This window comes from Ochrobactrum sp. PL_is501 (genome assembly GCF_055816895.1).
Window position 1 is genome coordinate 502,334 of record NZ_JBVPGR010000036.1, and the last position, 16,972, is coordinate 519,305.

The 16,972-nt window shown below is 58.0% G+C and carries 18 protein-coding genes; 9 read left to right on the plus strand and 9 right to left on the minus strand.

All coding sequences use genetic code 11. From position 1 onward, the window contains the following. Positions 1 to 172 precede the first annotated feature (172 nt). On the plus strand, positions 173 to 556 hold the full coding sequence (locus AC0TOF_RS15695) for a hypothetical protein (RefSeq protein ID WP_122003017.1): 384 nt from the start codon (positions 173 to 175) through the stop codon (positions 554 to 556). 12 nt (positions 557 to 568) lie between these two features. On the opposite strand, the gene AC0TOF_RS15700 is transcribed toward AC0TOF_RS15695, so the two are convergent. Both AC0TOF_RS15700 and AC0TOF_RS15705 read right to left on the minus strand, forming a co-directional pair. Next, complete coding sequence (locus AC0TOF_RS15700; protein WP_473768942.1) at positions 569 to 982, minus strand: DUF930 domain-containing protein; 414 nt, start codon at positions 980 to 982, stop codon at positions 569 to 571. A 112-nt stretch (positions 983 to 1,094) separates the two neighbouring features. Continuing rightward, positions 1,095 to 2,243, minus strand: a complete 1,149-nt coding sequence (locus tag AC0TOF_RS15705; protein WP_473768943.1) for a GGDEF domain-containing protein — start codon at positions 2,241 to 2,243, stop codon at positions 1,095 to 1,097. 272 nt (positions 2,244 to 2,515) lie between these two features. Between AC0TOF_RS15705 and AC0TOF_RS15710 the strand changes: the two genes are divergently transcribed. The 5 genes from AC0TOF_RS15710 to AC0TOF_RS15730 all read left to right on the plus strand — a co-directional run bounded on the left by AC0TOF_RS15710 (position 2,516) and on the right by AC0TOF_RS15730 (position 6,894). Then, entirely contained in the window at positions 2,516 to 2,752 is a 237-nt protein-coding gene (locus AC0TOF_RS15710; RefSeq protein ID WP_122003016.1) for an Lrp/AsnC ligand binding domain-containing protein, read from the plus strand. 144 nt (positions 2,753 to 2,896) lie between these two features. Then, positions 2,897 to 3,271: a response regulator gene (locus AC0TOF_RS15715; RefSeq protein WP_122003015.1), complete on the plus strand. Its 375-nt coding sequence runs from the start codon at positions 2,897 to 2,899 to the stop codon at positions 3,269 to 3,271. Between the two features lie 9 nt (positions 3,272 to 3,280). After that, positions 3,281 to 3,721: a hypothetical protein gene (locus tag AC0TOF_RS15720; RefSeq protein ID WP_473768944.1), complete on the plus strand. Its 441-nt coding sequence runs from the start codon at positions 3,281 to 3,283 to the stop codon at positions 3,719 to 3,721. 244 nt (positions 3,722 to 3,965) lie between these two features. Further along, positions 3,966 to 5,801: a dihydroxy-acid dehydratase gene (ilvD, locus tag AC0TOF_RS15725; RefSeq protein WP_122003013.1), complete on the plus strand. Its 1,836-nt coding sequence runs from the start codon at positions 3,966 to 3,968 to the stop codon at positions 5,799 to 5,801. A gap of 139 nt (positions 5,802 to 5,940) precedes the next feature. Continuing rightward, on the plus strand, positions 5,941 to 6,894 hold the full coding sequence (locus AC0TOF_RS15730; RefSeq protein WP_473768945.1) for a toll/interleukin-1 receptor domain-containing protein: 954 nt from the start codon (positions 5,941 to 5,943) through the stop codon (positions 6,892 to 6,894). Positions 6,895 to 7,370: 476 nt separating this feature from the next. Here the strand turns inward: AC0TOF_RS15730 and AC0TOF_RS15735 are convergent, their stop codons facing one another. The 5 genes from AC0TOF_RS15735 to ccmA form a co-directional block, all read right to left on the minus strand. Next, on the minus strand, positions 7,371 to 7,970 hold the full coding sequence (locus tag AC0TOF_RS15735; protein WP_473768946.1) for a DsbE family thiol:disulfide interchange protein: 600 nt from the start codon (positions 7,968 to 7,970) through the stop codon (positions 7,371 to 7,373). Further along, positions 7,967 to 8,137 carry a heme exporter protein CcmD gene (gene ccmD / locus AC0TOF_RS15740; protein WP_473768947.1) on the minus strand — a complete coding sequence of 57 codons (171 nt, stop codon included), beginning with the start codon at positions 8,135 to 8,137 and terminating at the stop codon, positions 7,967 to 7,969. The genes AC0TOF_RS15735 and ccmD overlap by 4 nt, the downstream gene beginning before the upstream one ends. Further along, complete coding sequence (locus AC0TOF_RS15745) at positions 8,134 to 8,919, minus strand: heme ABC transporter permease (RefSeq protein WP_473768948.1); 786 nt, start codon at positions 8,917 to 8,919, stop codon at positions 8,134 to 8,136. Before AC0TOF_RS15745 ends, ccmD begins: the two co-directional genes overlap by 4 nt. 83 nt (positions 8,920 to 9,002) lie before the next feature. Continuing rightward, complete coding sequence (ccmB, locus tag AC0TOF_RS15750) at positions 9,003 to 9,668, minus strand: heme exporter protein CcmB (protein WP_122003008.1); 666 nt, start codon at positions 9,666 to 9,668, stop codon at positions 9,003 to 9,005. Continuing rightward, positions 9,668 to 10,345, minus strand: a complete 678-nt coding sequence (ccmA, locus tag AC0TOF_RS15755) for a heme ABC exporter ATP-binding protein CcmA (protein ID WP_473768949.1) — start codon at positions 10,343 to 10,345, stop codon at positions 9,668 to 9,670. The genes ccmB and ccmA overlap by 1 nt, the downstream gene beginning before the upstream one ends. 331 nt (positions 10,346 to 10,676) lie before the next feature. Between ccmA and acnA the strand changes: the two genes are divergently transcribed. The 3 genes from acnA (at position 10,677) to AC0TOF_RS15770 (ending at position 15,427) form a co-directional block, all read left to right on the plus strand. Further along, the gene (gene acnA, locus AC0TOF_RS15760) at positions 10,677 to 13,364 is read left to right on the plus strand and encodes an aconitate hydratase AcnA (RefSeq protein WP_473768950.1); all 2,688 of its coding nucleotides are present in this window, start codon (positions 10,677 to 10,679) and stop codon (positions 13,362 to 13,364) included. A 236-nt stretch (positions 13,365 to 13,600) separates the two neighbouring features. Further along, positions 13,601 to 14,335: a DUF1223 domain-containing protein gene (locus AC0TOF_RS15765; protein WP_473768970.1), complete on the plus strand. Its 735-nt coding sequence runs from the start codon at positions 13,601 to 13,603 to the stop codon at positions 14,333 to 14,335. A gap of 699 nt (positions 14,336 to 15,034) precedes the next feature. Beyond that, positions 15,035 to 15,427 (plus strand): DUF2794 domain-containing protein, encoded by a 393-nt coding sequence (locus AC0TOF_RS15770; protein WP_122003004.1) that lies wholly within the window; start codon positions 15,035 to 15,037, stop codon positions 15,425 to 15,427. Between the two features lie 21 nt (positions 15,428 to 15,448). Here AC0TOF_RS15770 and AC0TOF_RS15775 read toward each other — a convergent pair whose 3' ends face one another. Continuing rightward, on the minus strand, positions 15,449 to 15,994 hold the full coding sequence (locus tag AC0TOF_RS15775) for a GNAT family N-acetyltransferase (RefSeq protein WP_473768951.1): 546 nt from the start codon (positions 15,992 to 15,994) through the stop codon (positions 15,449 to 15,451). 113 nt (positions 15,995 to 16,107) lie between these two features. After that, positions 16,108 to 16,890, minus strand: coding sequence for a Bax inhibitor-1/YccA family protein (locus tag AC0TOF_RS15780; protein ID WP_122003002.1), 783 nt, complete (start codon positions 16,888 to 16,890; stop codon positions 16,108 to 16,110). Positions 16,891 to 16,972: the final 82 nt, after the last annotated feature.

Consider the following 16,972-nt stretch of genomic DNA (forward strand, 5'->3'; position numbering starts at 1 on the left):
CAGCAGGCTAACAACGGGCGAAACCTGTTTCGGTTGCACGAAAACTTCATGGGACGGCGAATATTTTTTCGCTTTCGTTTGCAAGCGCTTCGGGCGCTGCCCCATCCCACTTGAACCACGCCGTCTAAGAGCTATTCTTCCCCGATGATTGGCTGACCAGAGGATTTTCATCATGGCATTTGGCAAACGCTATATAGGCACGCTTTTCGTGACTGCGGGTCCGGCATTGGTGCTGGCATCCTCTGTCTACGCGCAGGCTCAGGAGGTAAACCCGATCGAACGGGTCGATTATATCTGCGAACGCGGAATCGTCGTGCCTGCCACCTATATCCGCAACGGCAGCGGGCCCGGTTTTGCGGTCATCGATGCCGAAGGCAAGATGATCGCGCTGCAATGGCACGACAATCTCAAGAAATATGTCGCCGTGGACGAACAGGACAGCTATCGCTGGAGCGACAATGACGGTCAGGCGGTACTGAGTCACCTCGAAGCCGATCACACGGCCAAGGAAGTGACGCTGCTTTCCGCCTGCCGCGCAGACGATTCGGAGGAATAGCCCGGAAACGGATCAGGGGACGAGATAATGCTTGTCCCACTCGTCCTGGGGCACTTCATCGCCAATGTCGTAGCGGAAGGAAACGATATTGATGTGATCCTTGTCGGCCTTGCAGACAAAGGACAGCCTGTACCAGTGTTCATGGCTGCGGAATGCCGCGCCATCGGCCTTGATGGAATTCTTCTTGGTCACCGGATCGGAAAAGGCGTAGGCCAGAACCTTGTCGACGGAAAACTTGCCCTGTTCCCGCGTGATGCGCTCCATGGCTTCCACGTCGCATCGCTGCTCCAGGCGGGTCGCCGGGTCAAGCTTTTCAAGCTGGGCCTTTTCGGAGGCATTCATGGCGAAGGACGGGACAACCGCCATGCCGAAGGAAAGGAAACCGGCAAGGGCGGACGCAGGCAACACAACAGACATGCATTTCATCGGATTTTCGGGAACTCCTCAACCGCTCATATTTTCGATGGCAATAATACGCATCTTTTACAGCGATGTCTGGATTATCACCGGAAAGTTATCGCTGGCCAACAGGAGGCTACTACCCCGTCCCGCTGCGGACCAGCCCTTCCACATAGGTTCGGTTGCGCCCGCCTTTCTTGGCGGCGTAGAGAATCTTGTCAGCCTTGTCGACCGTCTGCCAGAAATCGCCCTGCTCGGTCAGGCGGACACAGCCGATGCTGCATGTGACGTTGATTTCCTTCGGCAGGCACTGGAAAGGATGTCCTTCTATATTGCGGCGTATTCCTTCCAGAAGCTGGAAGACATTATCGGCCTGCATTTCATGGACGCAGATCACGAATTCCTCACCGCCTGTGCGGGCAATCAATGACCGCTCGCCCAGGAGCTTGCGCAGGATTCCTGCAAATTCTTGCAGCACAGCGTCGCCTGCCGCGTGGCCATAGGCATCATTCAGCGCCTTGAAGTAGTCGATATCGCATACGGCGACCCAGCCCGACTGGCCGTTTTTTGTGTGCGAAAGCGCGTTATAGCGCATTTCCAGACCACGCCGGTTGAGAAGCCCTGTGAGCGGATCGCTGTCGCGTTCACGCGAAAGCTCGGTGATACGGTCATAGCCGGCTGCCCCCAGCAGGGCGAAGCCGGTCAGGACCGCCGCAACGGCCGTGGAAAACACCGTCCATTGCCAGAAGACGGTCCGGGTAAAATCGTCATCATTGACATTGCCAAGCAGCGAACCTGCGGTCAAAAACGTGCGCGGCAGGAAATGCAGCGCCACCAGAACCAGCATCGCCCCCAGCAACTTGTCCACCAGCGGCCCCCGGAACAGCCGCCGCGCTCGCCATGCGAACGAGAGAATCAAGGTCGCCATCCCCAGATTGAGCACATAGACCCGCGACAGAAGATCTGGCTTGACATAGCAATAATACCAGACGCCGCCGACGATGAGCGCGAAACTCAATGCATAGAAGGCGGGCTGAAGGCGCAAGCCGCTTCGCTGCAGGATGCCATAGCCGCCAGCCAGCGCGCCGCCCACATAGAATGCGGCGGAAAGCACCGTGTTCAGGTTCTCATCCGCAGGAACATTGCCAAGCTGGACCAGCATGGCAATGCCAATCAGCAGGAAACATGCGCCGTACGGCACGAGAAACCGGCGGCCGCGATCGGAAAGCCACGCTGTGAAAAAAGCGAGCGAGAAGAGCAGCAGAACGGCAGGAAGAACAAATTTCATATAAATAATGCGCGCGAGCCACAACTTTGGGAAGAAGCCTTATCGCGCCCTCTCAAGAAAATTACAATTACGTAAATTAAAACATTTCTATGAAACAGCCATATGAGGACGGGCGGCGCGCCCTCAGGGCGAGGATGCTGGACCGAATATCGCGCGTTCCGTCGTGCTTTCGCTCTTGATTTCGTCGGGCGGTCCGTGTTTGTAACCTGCAAACGCTGCCGTAATATGCGCTATCATGCGCATCACGCGGTCCCGTCGCGAAAGGAAGAGACATGAAGCCCGTTTTCCTGCAATTGCAGTGTGCGCCCGGCAAGACCTATGAAGTTGCCGATACACTCTTTCAGCGCGAAATCGTTTCCGAGCTTTATTCCACCAGCGGCGAGTTCGACCTTCTGGCCAAGATCTACATTGCCGAGGATCAGGATATCGGCAAGTTCATTGCCAAGAACGTCCTCGACATTCCCAACATCGTTCGCTCGCTGACGACGCTGACCTTCACCGCGTTCTGACACCGCTCCCGAACCGGCGGCAGGCCGGGTAAAGATTTGATTCACCATTCGCGCATTATCATGTCGGCGAAAGGAACCTCTGCTTGCGCTCGCGCATTTCCTGCGTGAAGGGCTTACCTCAAAAAGGAGGCAGCGAGACCAGTGATGAACGATCTTGGACAGCGGCGGGTACTGGTGGTGGAAGACGAGGTTTTCGTCGCCCTTGACGTCGCCGCGACTGTCGAGGATGCCAACGGAACCGTTCTTGGTCCCGTCGGCACCGTCCGGCAGGCGATAGACATCATCAACCGCAACGAAGTCGACGCGGCCATTCTTGACGTGAACCTTGCCGATGGCGATGTGGAAGCGGTGCTGGACCGGCTGAAAAGCCGCGATGTCTTCGTGGTCATCCACACCGGCGGCGGATTGCCCGCCCGTCTGGCGGACCGCTACCCGGAAGTGCCGGTTTTCCAGAAGCCGATCCCGCCCTCCGTGCTGACGCGGGCGCTGGCCTCCGCCCTGGCTTCGCACATGGCATGATGAGGCAGGATGCGGCCAACATTTCCCGATTTCGCAACCGTGCTGAAGGAAGTCGAGGCTGAACAAGGCCCGGCGAGCGACAGCCGCGGCCCGCAATTCGGATTTGCTTCCGCCGTCTTTTCCGCAGGGTTTGGCGATGCGCCCGCAACATCGCGCCAGCCGGACGATCTGCAAAGCCTGTTCGATATTGAACCCCTGCCCGAGCCCGCGCCGTTCCGGGAAAGACAGGCGATGGAAGCGCGCATGAAAAAACAGTCGCCGGAAGCGATCCGTCAGGAGCTCGACCTGCGCCCCGGCCTGAAGCGTGCCGAACTTCAGCAGCGGCGCCGCAGCTTTGCCGCCAGCAACCATCCAGACCGCCTGCCGGAAGAGTTTCGCCCCGCCGCCGAACAGCGGATGAAAACCGCAAACGCCCTGCTCGACGCCGCCATGGCCAGCACCTCATCGTAACGCCAAGCAATTTCGTTACGTTTTCAATGCAAAATCTTTTGCATTATGACTGCAACGTGCTAGATTGCCTTGTCTGTGCCTGCGAAAGCTGTCGCACGCCGGAACCCTTTCCGTTGTCCGCAAGCCTGCGAATGGTCCTGCCTCCCTCATAAAATGGGACAATATGGGGCAATTTGCGCTTTGCTCAGCGGGGGCGGTTCTGTCATAGCGGTTAGAATTAGAATAGTTCCTAAAAGGTTTGAAAATGCCTCCTTATCGTTCGCGTACAACCACCCACGGTCGCAACATGGCCGGCGCGCGCGGCCTATGGCGCGCCACCGGCATGAAGGATGAGGATTTCGGCAAGCCGATCATTGCCGTGGTGAACTCGTTCACCCAGTTCGTGCCCGGCCACGTGCACCTGAAGGATCTCGGCCAGCTCGTCGCGCGCGAAATCGAAAGCGCTGGCGGCGTGGCAAAGGAATTCAACACCATCGCGGTCGATGACGGCATCGCCATGGGCCATGACGGCATGCTCTATTCGCTGCCGTCGCGCGAGCTCATCGCCGACTCGGTCGAATATATGGTCAATGCGCATTGCGCCGATGCGATGGTCTGCATTTCCAACTGCGACAAGATCACCCCCGGCATGCTGATGGCGGCGCTCCGCCTCAATATCCCGGTCGTGTTCGTTTCTGGCGGGCCGATGGAAGCGGGCAAGGTTGTCTGGGACGATCAGGTCAAGAAGCTCGACCTCGTTGATGCGATGGTTGCCGCCGCCGACGATCACTACTCCGACGATCAGGTCAAGGCCATCGAACGCTCCGCCTGCCCGACCTGCGGTTCGTGCTCGGGCATGTTCACCGCCAATTCGATGAACTGCCTCACCGAAGCGCTCGGCCTGTCGCTGCCGGGCAACGGTTCGACGCTCGCCACCCATGCCGACCGCAAGCGCCTCTTCGTGGAAGCCGGTCATCTGGTCGTCGATCTCGCGCGGCGTTATTACGAGCAGAACGATGAAAGCGTGCTGCCGCGCTCGATTGCAAGCTTCCCGGCCTTTGAAAACGCCATGACGCTCGACATCGCCATGGGCGGTTCGACCAATACGGTCCTGCATCTGCTTGCCGCCGCGCAGGAAGCGGAAATCGATTTCACCATGGCCGATATCGACCGCCTGTCGCGCCGCGTGCCGGTGCTGTGCAAGGTCGCGCCTGCCGTCGCCAATGTGCATATGGAAGACGTGCACCATGCGGGCGGCATCATGGGCATTCTCGGCCAGCTCGATCACGCGGGCCTGCTGACCACCGACGTTCCGACCGTGCACAGCGAAACGCTGGGCAAGGCGCTCGACCATTGGGACGTGACGCGCACCAACAGCGAAATGGTGCACAAATTCTATTCGGCTGCTCCCGGCGGCATCCCGACACAGGTTGCCTTCTCTCAGGAACGCCGTTTCGATCATGTCGATACCGACCGCGAGAAGGGCGTCATCCGCTCCAAGGAACATGCCTTCAGCCAGGACGGCGGTCTGGCCGTGCTTTACGGCAATCTGGCGGAAGACGGCTGCATCGTGAAGACGGCAGGCGTGGATGATTCCATCCTGAAATTCTCTGGCCCTGCCCGCATCTTCGAAAGTCAGGATTCGGCCGTGCTCGGCATTTTGAACGGCAAGATCAAGCCTGGCGACATCGTGCTGATCCGCTATGAAGGCCCGCGCGGCGGCCCCGGCATGCAGGAAATGCTCTACCCGACCAGCTATCTGAAATCGAAGGGGCTGGGCAAGGCTTGCGCGCTTGTCACTGACGGGCGCTTCTCGGGCGGCTCATCGGGCCTTTCGATCGGCCACGTCTCGCCAGAGGCAGCCGAAGGCGGCACGATCGGTCTGGTGCGCGAAGGCGATATCATCGATATCGACATTCCGAACCGCAAGATTCATCTGGCTGTTGACGATGCAACGCTGGCAGAACGCCGCGCCGAGCAGGACGCCAAGGGCTGGAAGCCAGCCGAGGAACGCAAGCGCAAGGTTTCCACCGCCTTGAAGGCTTACGCCGCCATGGCAACCAGCGCCGCCAAGGGCGCGGTGCGGAAACTGCCGGATTGATTTTATAGGAAAGAGAAGTAGTTTATCGACTACTTCTCTTTCTAAATTAATACATACTAATTTATACCTGTTTTTTTATAAACCACTTGAAACAGGGCACAATAAACGGAACGCTATCCTCTTAAGTGAGGAGCGATTCGTGAAGAGCGTATTTTTTTCATATTCGCATGTCGATGAGGCGCTGCGAGACGAACTTGAAAAGCATTTAGCCGTACTAAAACGGCAGGGCGTAATCGACACTTGGCACGACCGTCGAATTGGCGCAGGTCAAGAGATAGATCAATCGATAAACGACCGTATTAATACTGACGATATTATTCTACTGCTAATCAGCTCAGACTTCCTCGCCTCAGATTACTGTTATGACCGCGAAATGATTCGCGCTCTTGAAAGACATAATGCTGGCGACGCTGTCGTTATACCGGTAATTCTGCGGCCTTGCGATTGGCATACCAGTCCCTTCGGTAAGCTAAACGCTACGCCGCCGGACGGCAAGCCAATTACAAAATGGCCCAATCGCGATGACGCTTTTTTGGAAGTCACAAAAGCTATTCGAGAAATTCTAACAAAACGGCCTACTCGTCGAAATGCAGTCGAGAACAGCCCTCTAGCTCTCAAAGGCGCAACGGAACGCCCGCTAGCTTCTCAAGTTCGTTCATCCAACCTAAGAGTTGCAAAAAGCTTTAGTGAACGAGATAAGGATAAGTTTAAATATGAAGCATTCGAATACATTGCTCATTTTTTTGAGAACTCTCTAGCTGAACTGGAAAGTCGAAATCCAGATATAGAGACGCACTTTCGGCGTATCGATGGCGTCCGGTTCTTTGCTGGCATTTATCAGAACGGTAATGCAAGATCAAAATGTACTATATTTATTGGTGATAGCTTTGGAAATGGAATTTGCTATGCAGATGGCGAAACAACGCAAAATAACGCAATGAATGAATCCCTTCATGTGGAAGCGGATGAAAACTCAATGTTCCTTCGTAGCATGGGAATTTTTTCTAGACAGAGAGAGAATAAGCTCACATTTGATGGAGCTGCTGAACTCTACTGGGCAAATCTAATAGAACCTATTCAACGTAACTGGTAGAGAAAGCAATGCTGTCGCCTCACGATTTTGAAGTCGGCTCGTTAAACGACGCAAAGCCTAACTCGATACTTTTGAGACCTGAGACACCACACGACAAGATACTGATCGTAGGTAATGAAACTGAGCGATACGCTATATTTCTTGGAGACGACTTCAAATACTTTAAGTATAAAGAGTGTGATTATTATAGAGGGCTAATTGTCCAGAACATCAAATTCGAAGTCGACGAAACGAGTATCGGCGACCTACACAGAACAAGTGAACCACTCGGCGCAATTATCGCATCAAATAAAATACTGAAGATTCGAGCAGCACTAGCAAGCGGTTTTAGATCTGAATCTTCGATTCCAATATCAGGGAAAGACGAAGATGAATATTCAGTTGATAGAATATTTTTCAAAAGATGGAATATTTATATTAATTCCGGAAGTGAGAAGAGAATAATCCACTCAGTGAATACAGACAGCATTAACAAATTACCGAGATGAAGCCCGTCTTTCGATGGCCGGCATCAGGTCATTCTTCACTGACTCCGGCGTGAACGGCCCGACATGCTTGTAGACGATCTTGCCTGTCTGATCGACGAGGAAGGTTTCCGGCACGCCGTAGACGCCCCATTCGATGGCTGAGCGTCCGGCGCGGTCGGCACCGACTGCTGCAAACGGATTGCCGAGATCGCCGAGGAAGCGGCGCGCATTTTCCGGCTGGTCCTTGTAATTGAGGCCAACCACGCGGATGCGCTCGTCCTTGGCGATTTCCATCAGCAGCGGGTGTTCCTGGCGGCAGGGGACGCACCACGATCCCCAGACATTCACCAGCGTCAGCTTGCCCTTAAAATCCTCGCTGTCGAGGCCCGGAACAGGCGCGCCATCGCGCGCCAGCCCCTCGACGGGCGGCAGGTTGGTCTGCGGGGCCTGCTTGCCGATCAGCGCGGACGGTATCGTCGTATTGTCCTTGCCCGACAGAAGCTGGACCGCGAACACCGCCGCCAGCCCGACGAAAATCGCCAGCGGCAGCAGGGCAACCCAGGTGGAGCGCTTTTTCGGCGCGACGGGCTTTTCGGTCGTTTCGGTCATTGTGTCTTACCGGGGGATTTTGCGGAACGGCGGCGCACGCCCTGCGCTTCAAGCCGCTTCAATTCGTTTTTCTGGATGCGCTGATCAATCAATATCCAGCCGATGGTGACGGCAAGCGCCGCAAGCGTGATGCCATAGGAGGCGAGAACGAAGCCAAGATGGTTCATACTGCGCCCTCCTGTGCCTTGAGATTACGGTCTGCGCTGCGTGCCGCAAGTTTCTTCATCGACGCCACGCGGCGACGCCAGATTTCATTGCGCATGGCCATCATGTGCAGCGTGAAGAACAGAAGCGAGAAGCCGATGGCCATCACGAAAAGCGGGCGCAGCATGGACGCATCGATGGTCGGGCCGTCCATGCGGAACACCGAAGCTGGCTGGTGCAGCGTGTTCCACCAGTCGACCGAGAATTTGATGATCGGGATGTTGATGAAGCCGACCAGCGTGAGCACGGCCACCGGCTTGGCGCTCTTTGCCGGATCATCCATGGCGCGCGACAGCGCGATGATGCCGAGATACATCAGGAACAGCACGAAGACCGAGGTCAGCCGCGCATCCCACACCCACCACGTGCCCCACATCGGCTTGCCCCAGAGCGAGCCGGTGGCCAGCGCAAGCGCGGTGAAGACGGCGCCCAGCGGCGCGGCGGCGCGGATCGACACATCGGCCAGCGGATGCCGCCAGACCAGCGTGCCCAGCGCCGAAACGGCCATGATCGAGTAGCACATCATGGAAAGCCATGCGAAAGGCACATGGATATACATGATGCGGACCGTCATGCCCTGCTGATAGTCCTCCGGCGACTGGAAGAATACCATATAGAGGCCAGCCGCCAGCAGCAGCGCGGAAAGCACGGCCAGCCAAGGCAAGACCTTGCCCGCAAAGGCAAGGAACCGCGTGGGATTGGCCAGATCGAGCCAGCTCGTGGTTTTAACGGCGTCTTTGGTCATGTCTTTTTCCATGGCCTCTATTTACCTGTCCCCCCCGTGCCGTTCAATTGACCGAAATCAACTGCGTCAATCGGTCGAACTTTTCAATCCGCCGAACTTTTGAGCGCCGCGCTTGCAGCGAGCGGTCCGAGGACGGCAAAGAACAGGGTGAGTGCAGCAAGAATGAGGAATGGCGCCAGAAAGGGCGCGTTGTCTACCGTCGCCCCTTGCGAAGCTGATACACCGAAAATGAGCACCGGAATGGTGAGCGGCAGAACGATCACCGACACCAGCAGCCCGCCGCGCGGCAGCGCCACGGCAAGCGCCGCGCCCACCGCGCCGATGAAGGCGATGGCAGGCGTTCCCACCAGAAGCGTCAGCGATGTCGCGCCGATTGCCGATGCATCCATGTTCATGAACAGGCCCAGCATCGGCGATGCGATCACCAGCGGCAGCACGCTTGCCACCCAATGCGCCACGCATTTCACGAAAACCGTGAAGGCCAGCATGTGACTGTCGGCGCCGATCAGCAGCAGGTCGAGCGAACCGTCCTCGCGGTCGGCCTGAAACAGCCGGTCGAGGCCCAGAAGCGTTGCCAGCAGCGCGCCGATCCACAGCATGGCCGGGCCGATGCGCGCCAGAAGATTGAGATCAGGCCCGACGCCGAAGGGCATGACGGCAATGACCGCGAGGAAGAACAATATGCCGATCAGCGCGCCGCCACCGGCGCGGAAACTGAGGCGCAAGTCTCTCAGGAAAAGCGCCAGCATCAGGCAACCTCAAGCGAATAAGCGGCCATGTCGAGCGCACGCACGCCAATACTTCTTTCCAATGCAGTTTCGGACGGGAAACCGGTTTCCACTTTCCCTGAAACTGCATCCAAGCCCAGCGGAATATGCGTTGCGGCGACGATCATGCCGCCCTCCCGCATATGGCCGCGCATGATTTCCGCAAAGCGGGTTTCCGACGCCTTGTCGAGACCGGCGGTCGGTTCATCGACGATCCAGAGCGGACGGTGGCTGACCAGAAGCTTGGCGATGGAAACACGGCGCTTTTGCCCCGTCGACAAATAGCCGAACGGCAGATGCTCCACGCCGGGAAGGTCCACCTCCTCCAGCGCTTCATCGATCTCCATCTGCGCCGCACCGTTGAAATTCTGCCAGAAGGACAGGTTTTCCCGCACGCTGAGCGCGGGCTTCATCGCATTCTGGTGGCCGAGATAGTGGCAGGCAGCGCGCACCGGCACGGCCACGCCATCGTCGGTGAGTTCCACCCTCCCCGCTTGCGGGGCGAGCAGGCCGCAGATGATTCGCAAAAGCGTGGACTTGCCGGAGCCGTTGGGGCCGGTCACCACCAGCGCCTCGCCGTCACCGAGCGCAAGAGAAAGGCCCGCGAAAATCGTTTCGCCGCCCCTTTCGCCCGCCAGATTTTCGGCTTCCAGCCGCATTTTATACCCTCTAAGCCCCAATGGATAAGCGCCAGACCAATAGAGCCGGAAGCCCGGAAGATCTACGCAAAGGCATCGCAACATTTCGCCGCAAGGGGCCGAATTCACGATATTCTGTCTGGAATCGTTTTAGAAAACTCTCTATATGAGGGCTACCACGCCAGCGGTCGGCGTGGAAACCATTTTTGGCCGATCTCAACCTGTTGCCCTTAAGGACGCAGGCTTCGGGACGGACAGCGGAAATGACTGCACCCGCACCTTGGCGCGTCCTTGAAACGCTAGCCTAGGCGTTCGTCCTGGTTTTCCGGCCAGCAGCATAAGGACGAACGCAGTGTCGCACATCGACAGCTTTAAATGCCGCAAAACCCTCACCGTAGGGGGCAAGGACTATGTTTATTACAGCCTGACCGAAGCCGAAAAGAATGGCCTCGAAGGCGTTTCCAAGCTTCCATTCTCCATGAAGGTTCTGCTTGAGAACCTGCTCCGCTTCGAGGACGACCGCTCCGTCAAGAAGTCGGACATCGAAGCTGTTGCCAAGTGGCTGAACGACCGCGGCTCCGCAGGCGCGGAAATCGCCTATCGCCCGGCGCGCGTTCTCATGCAGGACTTCACCGGCGTTCCCGCCGTCGTTGACCTTGCAGCCATGCGCGACGGCATCAAGGCGCTCGGCGGCGATCCGGAAAAGATCAATCCGCTGGTGCCTGTCGATCTGGTCATCGACCACTCGGTCATCGTCGACGAATTCGGCAATCCAAGCGCATTCAAGGCCAATGTTGACCTCGAATATCAGCGTAACGGCGAACGCTACCGCTTCCTCAAGTGGGGCCAGCAGGCATTCCAGAACTTCCGCGTCGTTCCGCCCGGCACCGGCATCTGCCATCAGGTGAACCTCGAATATCTGGCCCAGGCCGTCTGGACCAAGGAAGAAGACGGCGCGACCGTCGCTTATCCAGACACCTGCGTCGGCACCGACAGCCACACCACCATGGTCAACGGCCTTGGCGTTCTGGGCTGGGGCGTCGGCGGCATCGAAGCTGAAGCGGCCATGCTCGGCCAGCCGGTTTCCATGCTGCTGCCGGAAGTCGTCGGCTTCCGCCTGACCGGCAAGATCAAGGAAGGCGTGACCGCGACCGACCTCGTGCTCACCGTCACGCAGATGCTGCGCAAGAAGGGCGTTGTCGGCAAGTTCGTCGAATTCTTCGGCGAAGGCCTCGAAAACATGACGCTGGCCGACCGCGCCACCATCGCCAATATGGGCCCGGAATATGGCGCGACCTGCGGCTTCTTCCCCGTCGACCGCGAAACGCTCAACTACATGAACACCACCGGCCGCGACGAGCATCGCATCGAACTGGTCGAAGCCTATTGCCGCGCGCAGGGCATGTGGCGTGAAAAGGGTGCAGCCGATCCGGTCTTCACCGACATTCTCGAACTCGACATGGGCGACGTCGTTCCGTCGATGGCCGGTCCGAAGCGTCCGGAAGGCCGCATCGCGCTGGAAAACATCGCTTCGGGTTTCGCAACCTCGCTCGAAAACGAGTACAAGAAGACCACCGGCCAGACCGCGCGTTATGCCGTTGAAGGCGAAGACTATGACCTCGGCCATGGCGATGTGGCGATTGCCGCCATCACGTCCTGCACCAACACCTCGAACCCGAGCGTGCTGATTGCTGCTGGCCTTCTGGCTCGCAACGCCGTTGCCAAGGGCCTGAAGACCAAGCCTTGGGTCAAGACGTCGCTTGCGCCCGGCTCCCAGGTCGTTGCCGCCTATCTTGAATCTGCCGGTCTGCAGAAGGATCTCGATGCGCTCGGCTTCAACCTCGTCGGCTTCGGCTGCACGACCTGCATCGGCAATTCCGGTCCGCTGCCGGCCCCGATCTCCAAGACGATCAACGAAAAGGGCCTGATCGCGGCTGCCGTCCTGTCCGGCAACCGTAACTTCGAAGGCCGCGTTTCGCCGGACGTGCAGGCAAACTATCTGGCCTCGCCGCCGCTCGTCGTCGCCCACGCTCTTGCCGGTACGGTCACCAAGGACCTGACCAAGGAGCCGCTTGGCGAAGACAAGGACGGCAATCCGGTGTTCCTGCGCGACATCTGGCCTTCCTCGCAGGAAATCCAGGACTTCATCGCCAAGAACGTCACCCGCAAGATTTTCTCGGAAAAATATGCGGATGTGTTCAAGGGCGACGAAAACTGGCAGGCCGTGCAGGTTCCTGCGGGCCAGACCTATGCATGGGACGACAATTCGACCTATGTGCAGAACCCGCCTTACTTTGTCGGCATGGGCAAGTCGGCCGGCACGATCGGCGACGTCAAGGGTGCCCGCATTCTGGGCCTCTTCGGCGACAAGATCACCACCGACCACATTTCGCCTGCCGGTTCGATCAAGGCACAGTCGCCTGCTGGCAAGTACCTGCTCGACCATGGCGTCGGCGTCGCCGACTTCAACCAGTACGGCACGCGTCGCGGCAACCATGAAGTGATGATGCGCGGCACCTTCGCAAACATCCGTATCCGCAACCACATGCTGGGCGAAAACGGACGTGAAGGCGGCTACACCATCCATTATCCGTCGAAGGAAGAAACCTCGATCTACGATGCTGCCATGCAGTACAAGGCCGAGGGCGTGCCGCTCGTCGTCTTCGCAGGCGTCGAATACGGCAACGGCTCTTCGCGTGACTGGGCTGCCAAGGGCACCAACCTGCTCGGCGTCAAGGCCGTCATCGCACAGTCCTTCGAGCGTATCCACCGCTCCAACCTCGTTGGCATGGGCATTGTGCCTTTCGTCTTCGAGGAAGGCACGAGCTGGCAGACGCTTGGCCTCAAGGGCGACGAAATCGTCACCATCGAAGGTCTTGCCGATGTGCGTCCGCGCCAGAAGGTCGAAGCCTCCATCACCTATGCCGACGGCACGGTGAGAAAGGTTCCGCTCATCTGCCGCATCGATACGCTGGACGAGCTGGACTACATGAAGAACGGCGGCATTCTGCAGACCGTTCTGCGCGATCTGGCCGCTTAATCGGCACCAGTTTGAAAATCAAAAAAAGCCGCCGGATTTTTCCGGCGGCTTTTTTGTGCCGGATAAGGCTCTCACTGCAACGTGAATTCCTATTGATTGTAGAACTTCTTACATAATAGATGTCAGCGACAATTATTGCAGGATGAAACGAAGTGATACTCCATCCCCCTTTATACGGGACAGGTCCATGGCTTGCAGGCGAGCATCTGCCCGGCTGGCGTAGCATCTGTGCCGTTCTGGGGCTGGCATTCACCGGCTGCATCTCCATGCAGGGACTTGCCAAGGCACAGGACAGCGGCAAGAAAACCGCCGTTCTGGAGCTTTACACCAGCCAGGGCTGCAAATCCTGCCCGGAGGCCGACCGCAACCTGGCCAAATATGCCGACGATCCCAATGTCCTGGCGCTGTCGTTCCACGTCAATTACTGGGATTATATGGGCTGGCGCGACACCCTTGCCAGTCAGGAAAACACCGACCGGCAGAACGCCTATCGCAATTCCTTCAATGCGCGCATGATCTATACGCCGCAAGCCGTCATCAACGGTACTGCCGAAGTGAATGGCCGCGACAGCAAAGCCATCAAGACGCAGATCGCGGCCAACAAGCTGGATGTGCCGGTTTCGATCACGCAGCTCGATGACGGGCGCCTGTCCATCGATATCGGCGCGGGCAAGAAGCCCGACGCGCCCGTGCACGTGGTCCTGTTCTATTTCCGCGATTCGGTGACGATCCCGATCACGGAAGGGGAAAATGCGGGTGAAGCCGTCACCTATCGCAATACGGTCAGCGATACCGCCACGATCGGCATGTGGGACGGCAAGGCGCTGAAGATCGAGATTCCGGCTTCGGAACTGAAGCGCAAGGATGTATCAGGCTGTGCCGTGGTGCTTCAGGAAACCCGCGATGACAATTCGCTCGGCTCCATACATGGCGCAGCAATGTTCAAGCAGACACGGCCGGTCGGCCTGTAGGCAGCCGGTTGCTGAACGCAGCAAGGCGCGCTTTGGCGATGTTTTTCTTCCAGGGAGTTCCGCGGAGAAAAGCGTGGGGCCCAGCAGGGCCGTTAATTCAGCTTAGAGCACGTTTCGATCTCTGATTGAATCAGGTCAGCGCTCTAACCTTTGTTTTTGTTTTTGGCGCGCATCTTGTCCGAAAACCGTTTCACACTTTTCGGGATGCGCTCTAAGTCTTTGGCGCGCATCTTATCCGAAAACCGTTTCACACTTTTCGGGATGCGCTCTAGGCCGGAAAAGGTTGGTTCGGTCCGAGCAGGTCCTTTGGGCGGGGGGCTTGGGGTCGGACTTGCCCGAACCGAACCGTCTCAGGCAACGTGTAGATGCTGAAGCCATAATCAGGCTGCAATGCGAAGCTGACAAGGCGAAAATGTGGCCAACAATCACCATTGCAAACACCCATTCTCTTTTCGTGAATGACCGCTCGCAGCGGTTAATCCCTATTTATTGGGGGGCTTCGTTCGAGCCATAAGCGCATGCAAAAACAGGCTCGCGGAAGCGCCCCTTGAAATTGCTTCACAAAAGCATCACCCTGTTGTCATGCGCCGATCCGGTTCGCTTCACCACCCATGCTGATACCGATCCCGGTTGCACGCAGTTTGTTTTTGAGCCTGTCCGGTTCCGGTCGGCGCTCCGCAAAAGGCTGAAAGGAAGGAAATGGATACGTCAAGCGCAGCGAATGAGGATTCGTCGTCCCCATCACCCTCGTCTGCTTCGCCAAAGGTCGTTCCCCTCGACCGCGCGCGGCCTGCTCCCGTCAGTTTCAACCGGCATGAACTCGGCAAAATCCTGAATATCTATGGCCGCATGGTCGCCTCCGGCACGTGGCGCGACTACGCCATCGACCATCTGAGCGACCGTGCCGTGTTCTCCATCTTTCGCCGCGCAAGCGAGATGCCGCTTTTCCGCATCGAGAAGAATCCGAAGCTGGCGCAAAAGCAGGGCGCCTATTCGGTCATCGCCGCAAGCGGGCTTATCATGAAGCGGGGCCACGAGCTGGAGCGCGTGCTGCGCGTGTTCGACAAGAGCCTCAAGCTCGTGGAAAGCTGATCCTTCGATCCTTCGACAAGCTCAGGATGAGGACAGCGGCGGCGTTCCCGGTTCCGTTGAGCGTCCGCCATTGAGCGGCAGCTGCATCAGCACCGTATCGAGCCAGCGTCCGTGCTTGAAGCCAGAACCCTCGATGCGCCCGCAATGGGCAAAGCCCAGGCTTTCATGCAGCCTGACCGAACCGATATTCTGTTCCCCGTCGCCAATCACCGCCAGCAGTTGCCGGAAGCCCAATGCGGAAATACGCTCGATAAGCGCGCGCAGCAGAAGTTTGCCGACGCCCTTTCCCTTGGCATTGGGAGCGATATAGATCGAGTCCTCCGCAAGCCAGCGATAGGCTGGCCTGACGCGGAAATAGCTCGCATAGGCATAGCCGAGAATCCGGCCCTCCTCCTCCGCCACGAGGATCGGAAAGCCCTGCCCTACGAATGCCGAAAACCGCCTTGCCATTTCATCCACTGTCGGCGGCTCGATCTCATAGGAACCGGCGCCGGTCAGCACGGCATCGGTATAAATCGTAGTGATGGTTTCGATATCGGCAGGCTGGAAATCACGGATGACGGGCATGTTGTAACCGCAAGGGAATGTTGGAGCTTCCCAACATGCATCAGAAATTGCCTGCACAAAAGCAAAAAGGGCAGCGTTTCCGCTGCCCTTTCGTTCAAGCACTCTTCGGCTGATTAGTCACGGTTGCCCATGAACTGCAGCAGGAAGGTGAACATGTTGATGAAGTCGAGATAGAGACGCAGCGCGCCCATCACGATCTTGCGGCCCTGCGTATCCGAAGCATCGCCTTCGTAATACATTTCCTTGATCGACTGCGTGTCGTAGGCGGTGAGGCCTGCGAAGATCAGGACGCCGATCACCGAGATTGCGAATTGCAACGCGGTGGAGCCGAGGAAGATGTTGACGACCGATGCCAGGATCAGGCCGAACAGGCCCATGATCAGGAACGAACCCATCGCGGACAGGTCGCGCTTGGTCGTGTAACCGTAGAGCGACAGCGCGCCGAAGGAAGCAGCCGTCACGAAGAAGGTGCGAACGACGCTCTGGCCGGTGAAGACCAGGAAGATCGACGACAGCGACAGGCCGACGAGGGCGGCATAGCCCCAGAAGACGGCGTTAGCGGTCGAGACCGACATGCGCTCGATGCGGAAGCTCAGGAAGAACACTGCCGCGAGCGGCGCAAGCATCACAACCCAGCGAAGCGGGGACGTGTAGAGCGCCACGCCGAGACCGGTGAGCATCTTGCCGTTGGCGAGCTGCGCGACGGCTGCGGACGGATCCGTGGTGGTTGCGAGTGCGGCAACGGCGAATGCGGCAAGGCCGGTAACGGCCAGGCCGATAGCCATCATGTTATAGACGCCGAGCATATAGCTGCGCAGGCCCTGATCGATGCCTGCATCGGCACGAGCGCCGCCTACCGGCCTCTGCTGCGCCTGAATATTGCGAAAGTCAGCCATGACTTAAATCCTCTTGCCATGTCCCGTCCGGTGTCGGGGCGCTCCCAAAGTCGAGCCGCCGCCAGGCGCCGCTGGCGGGACT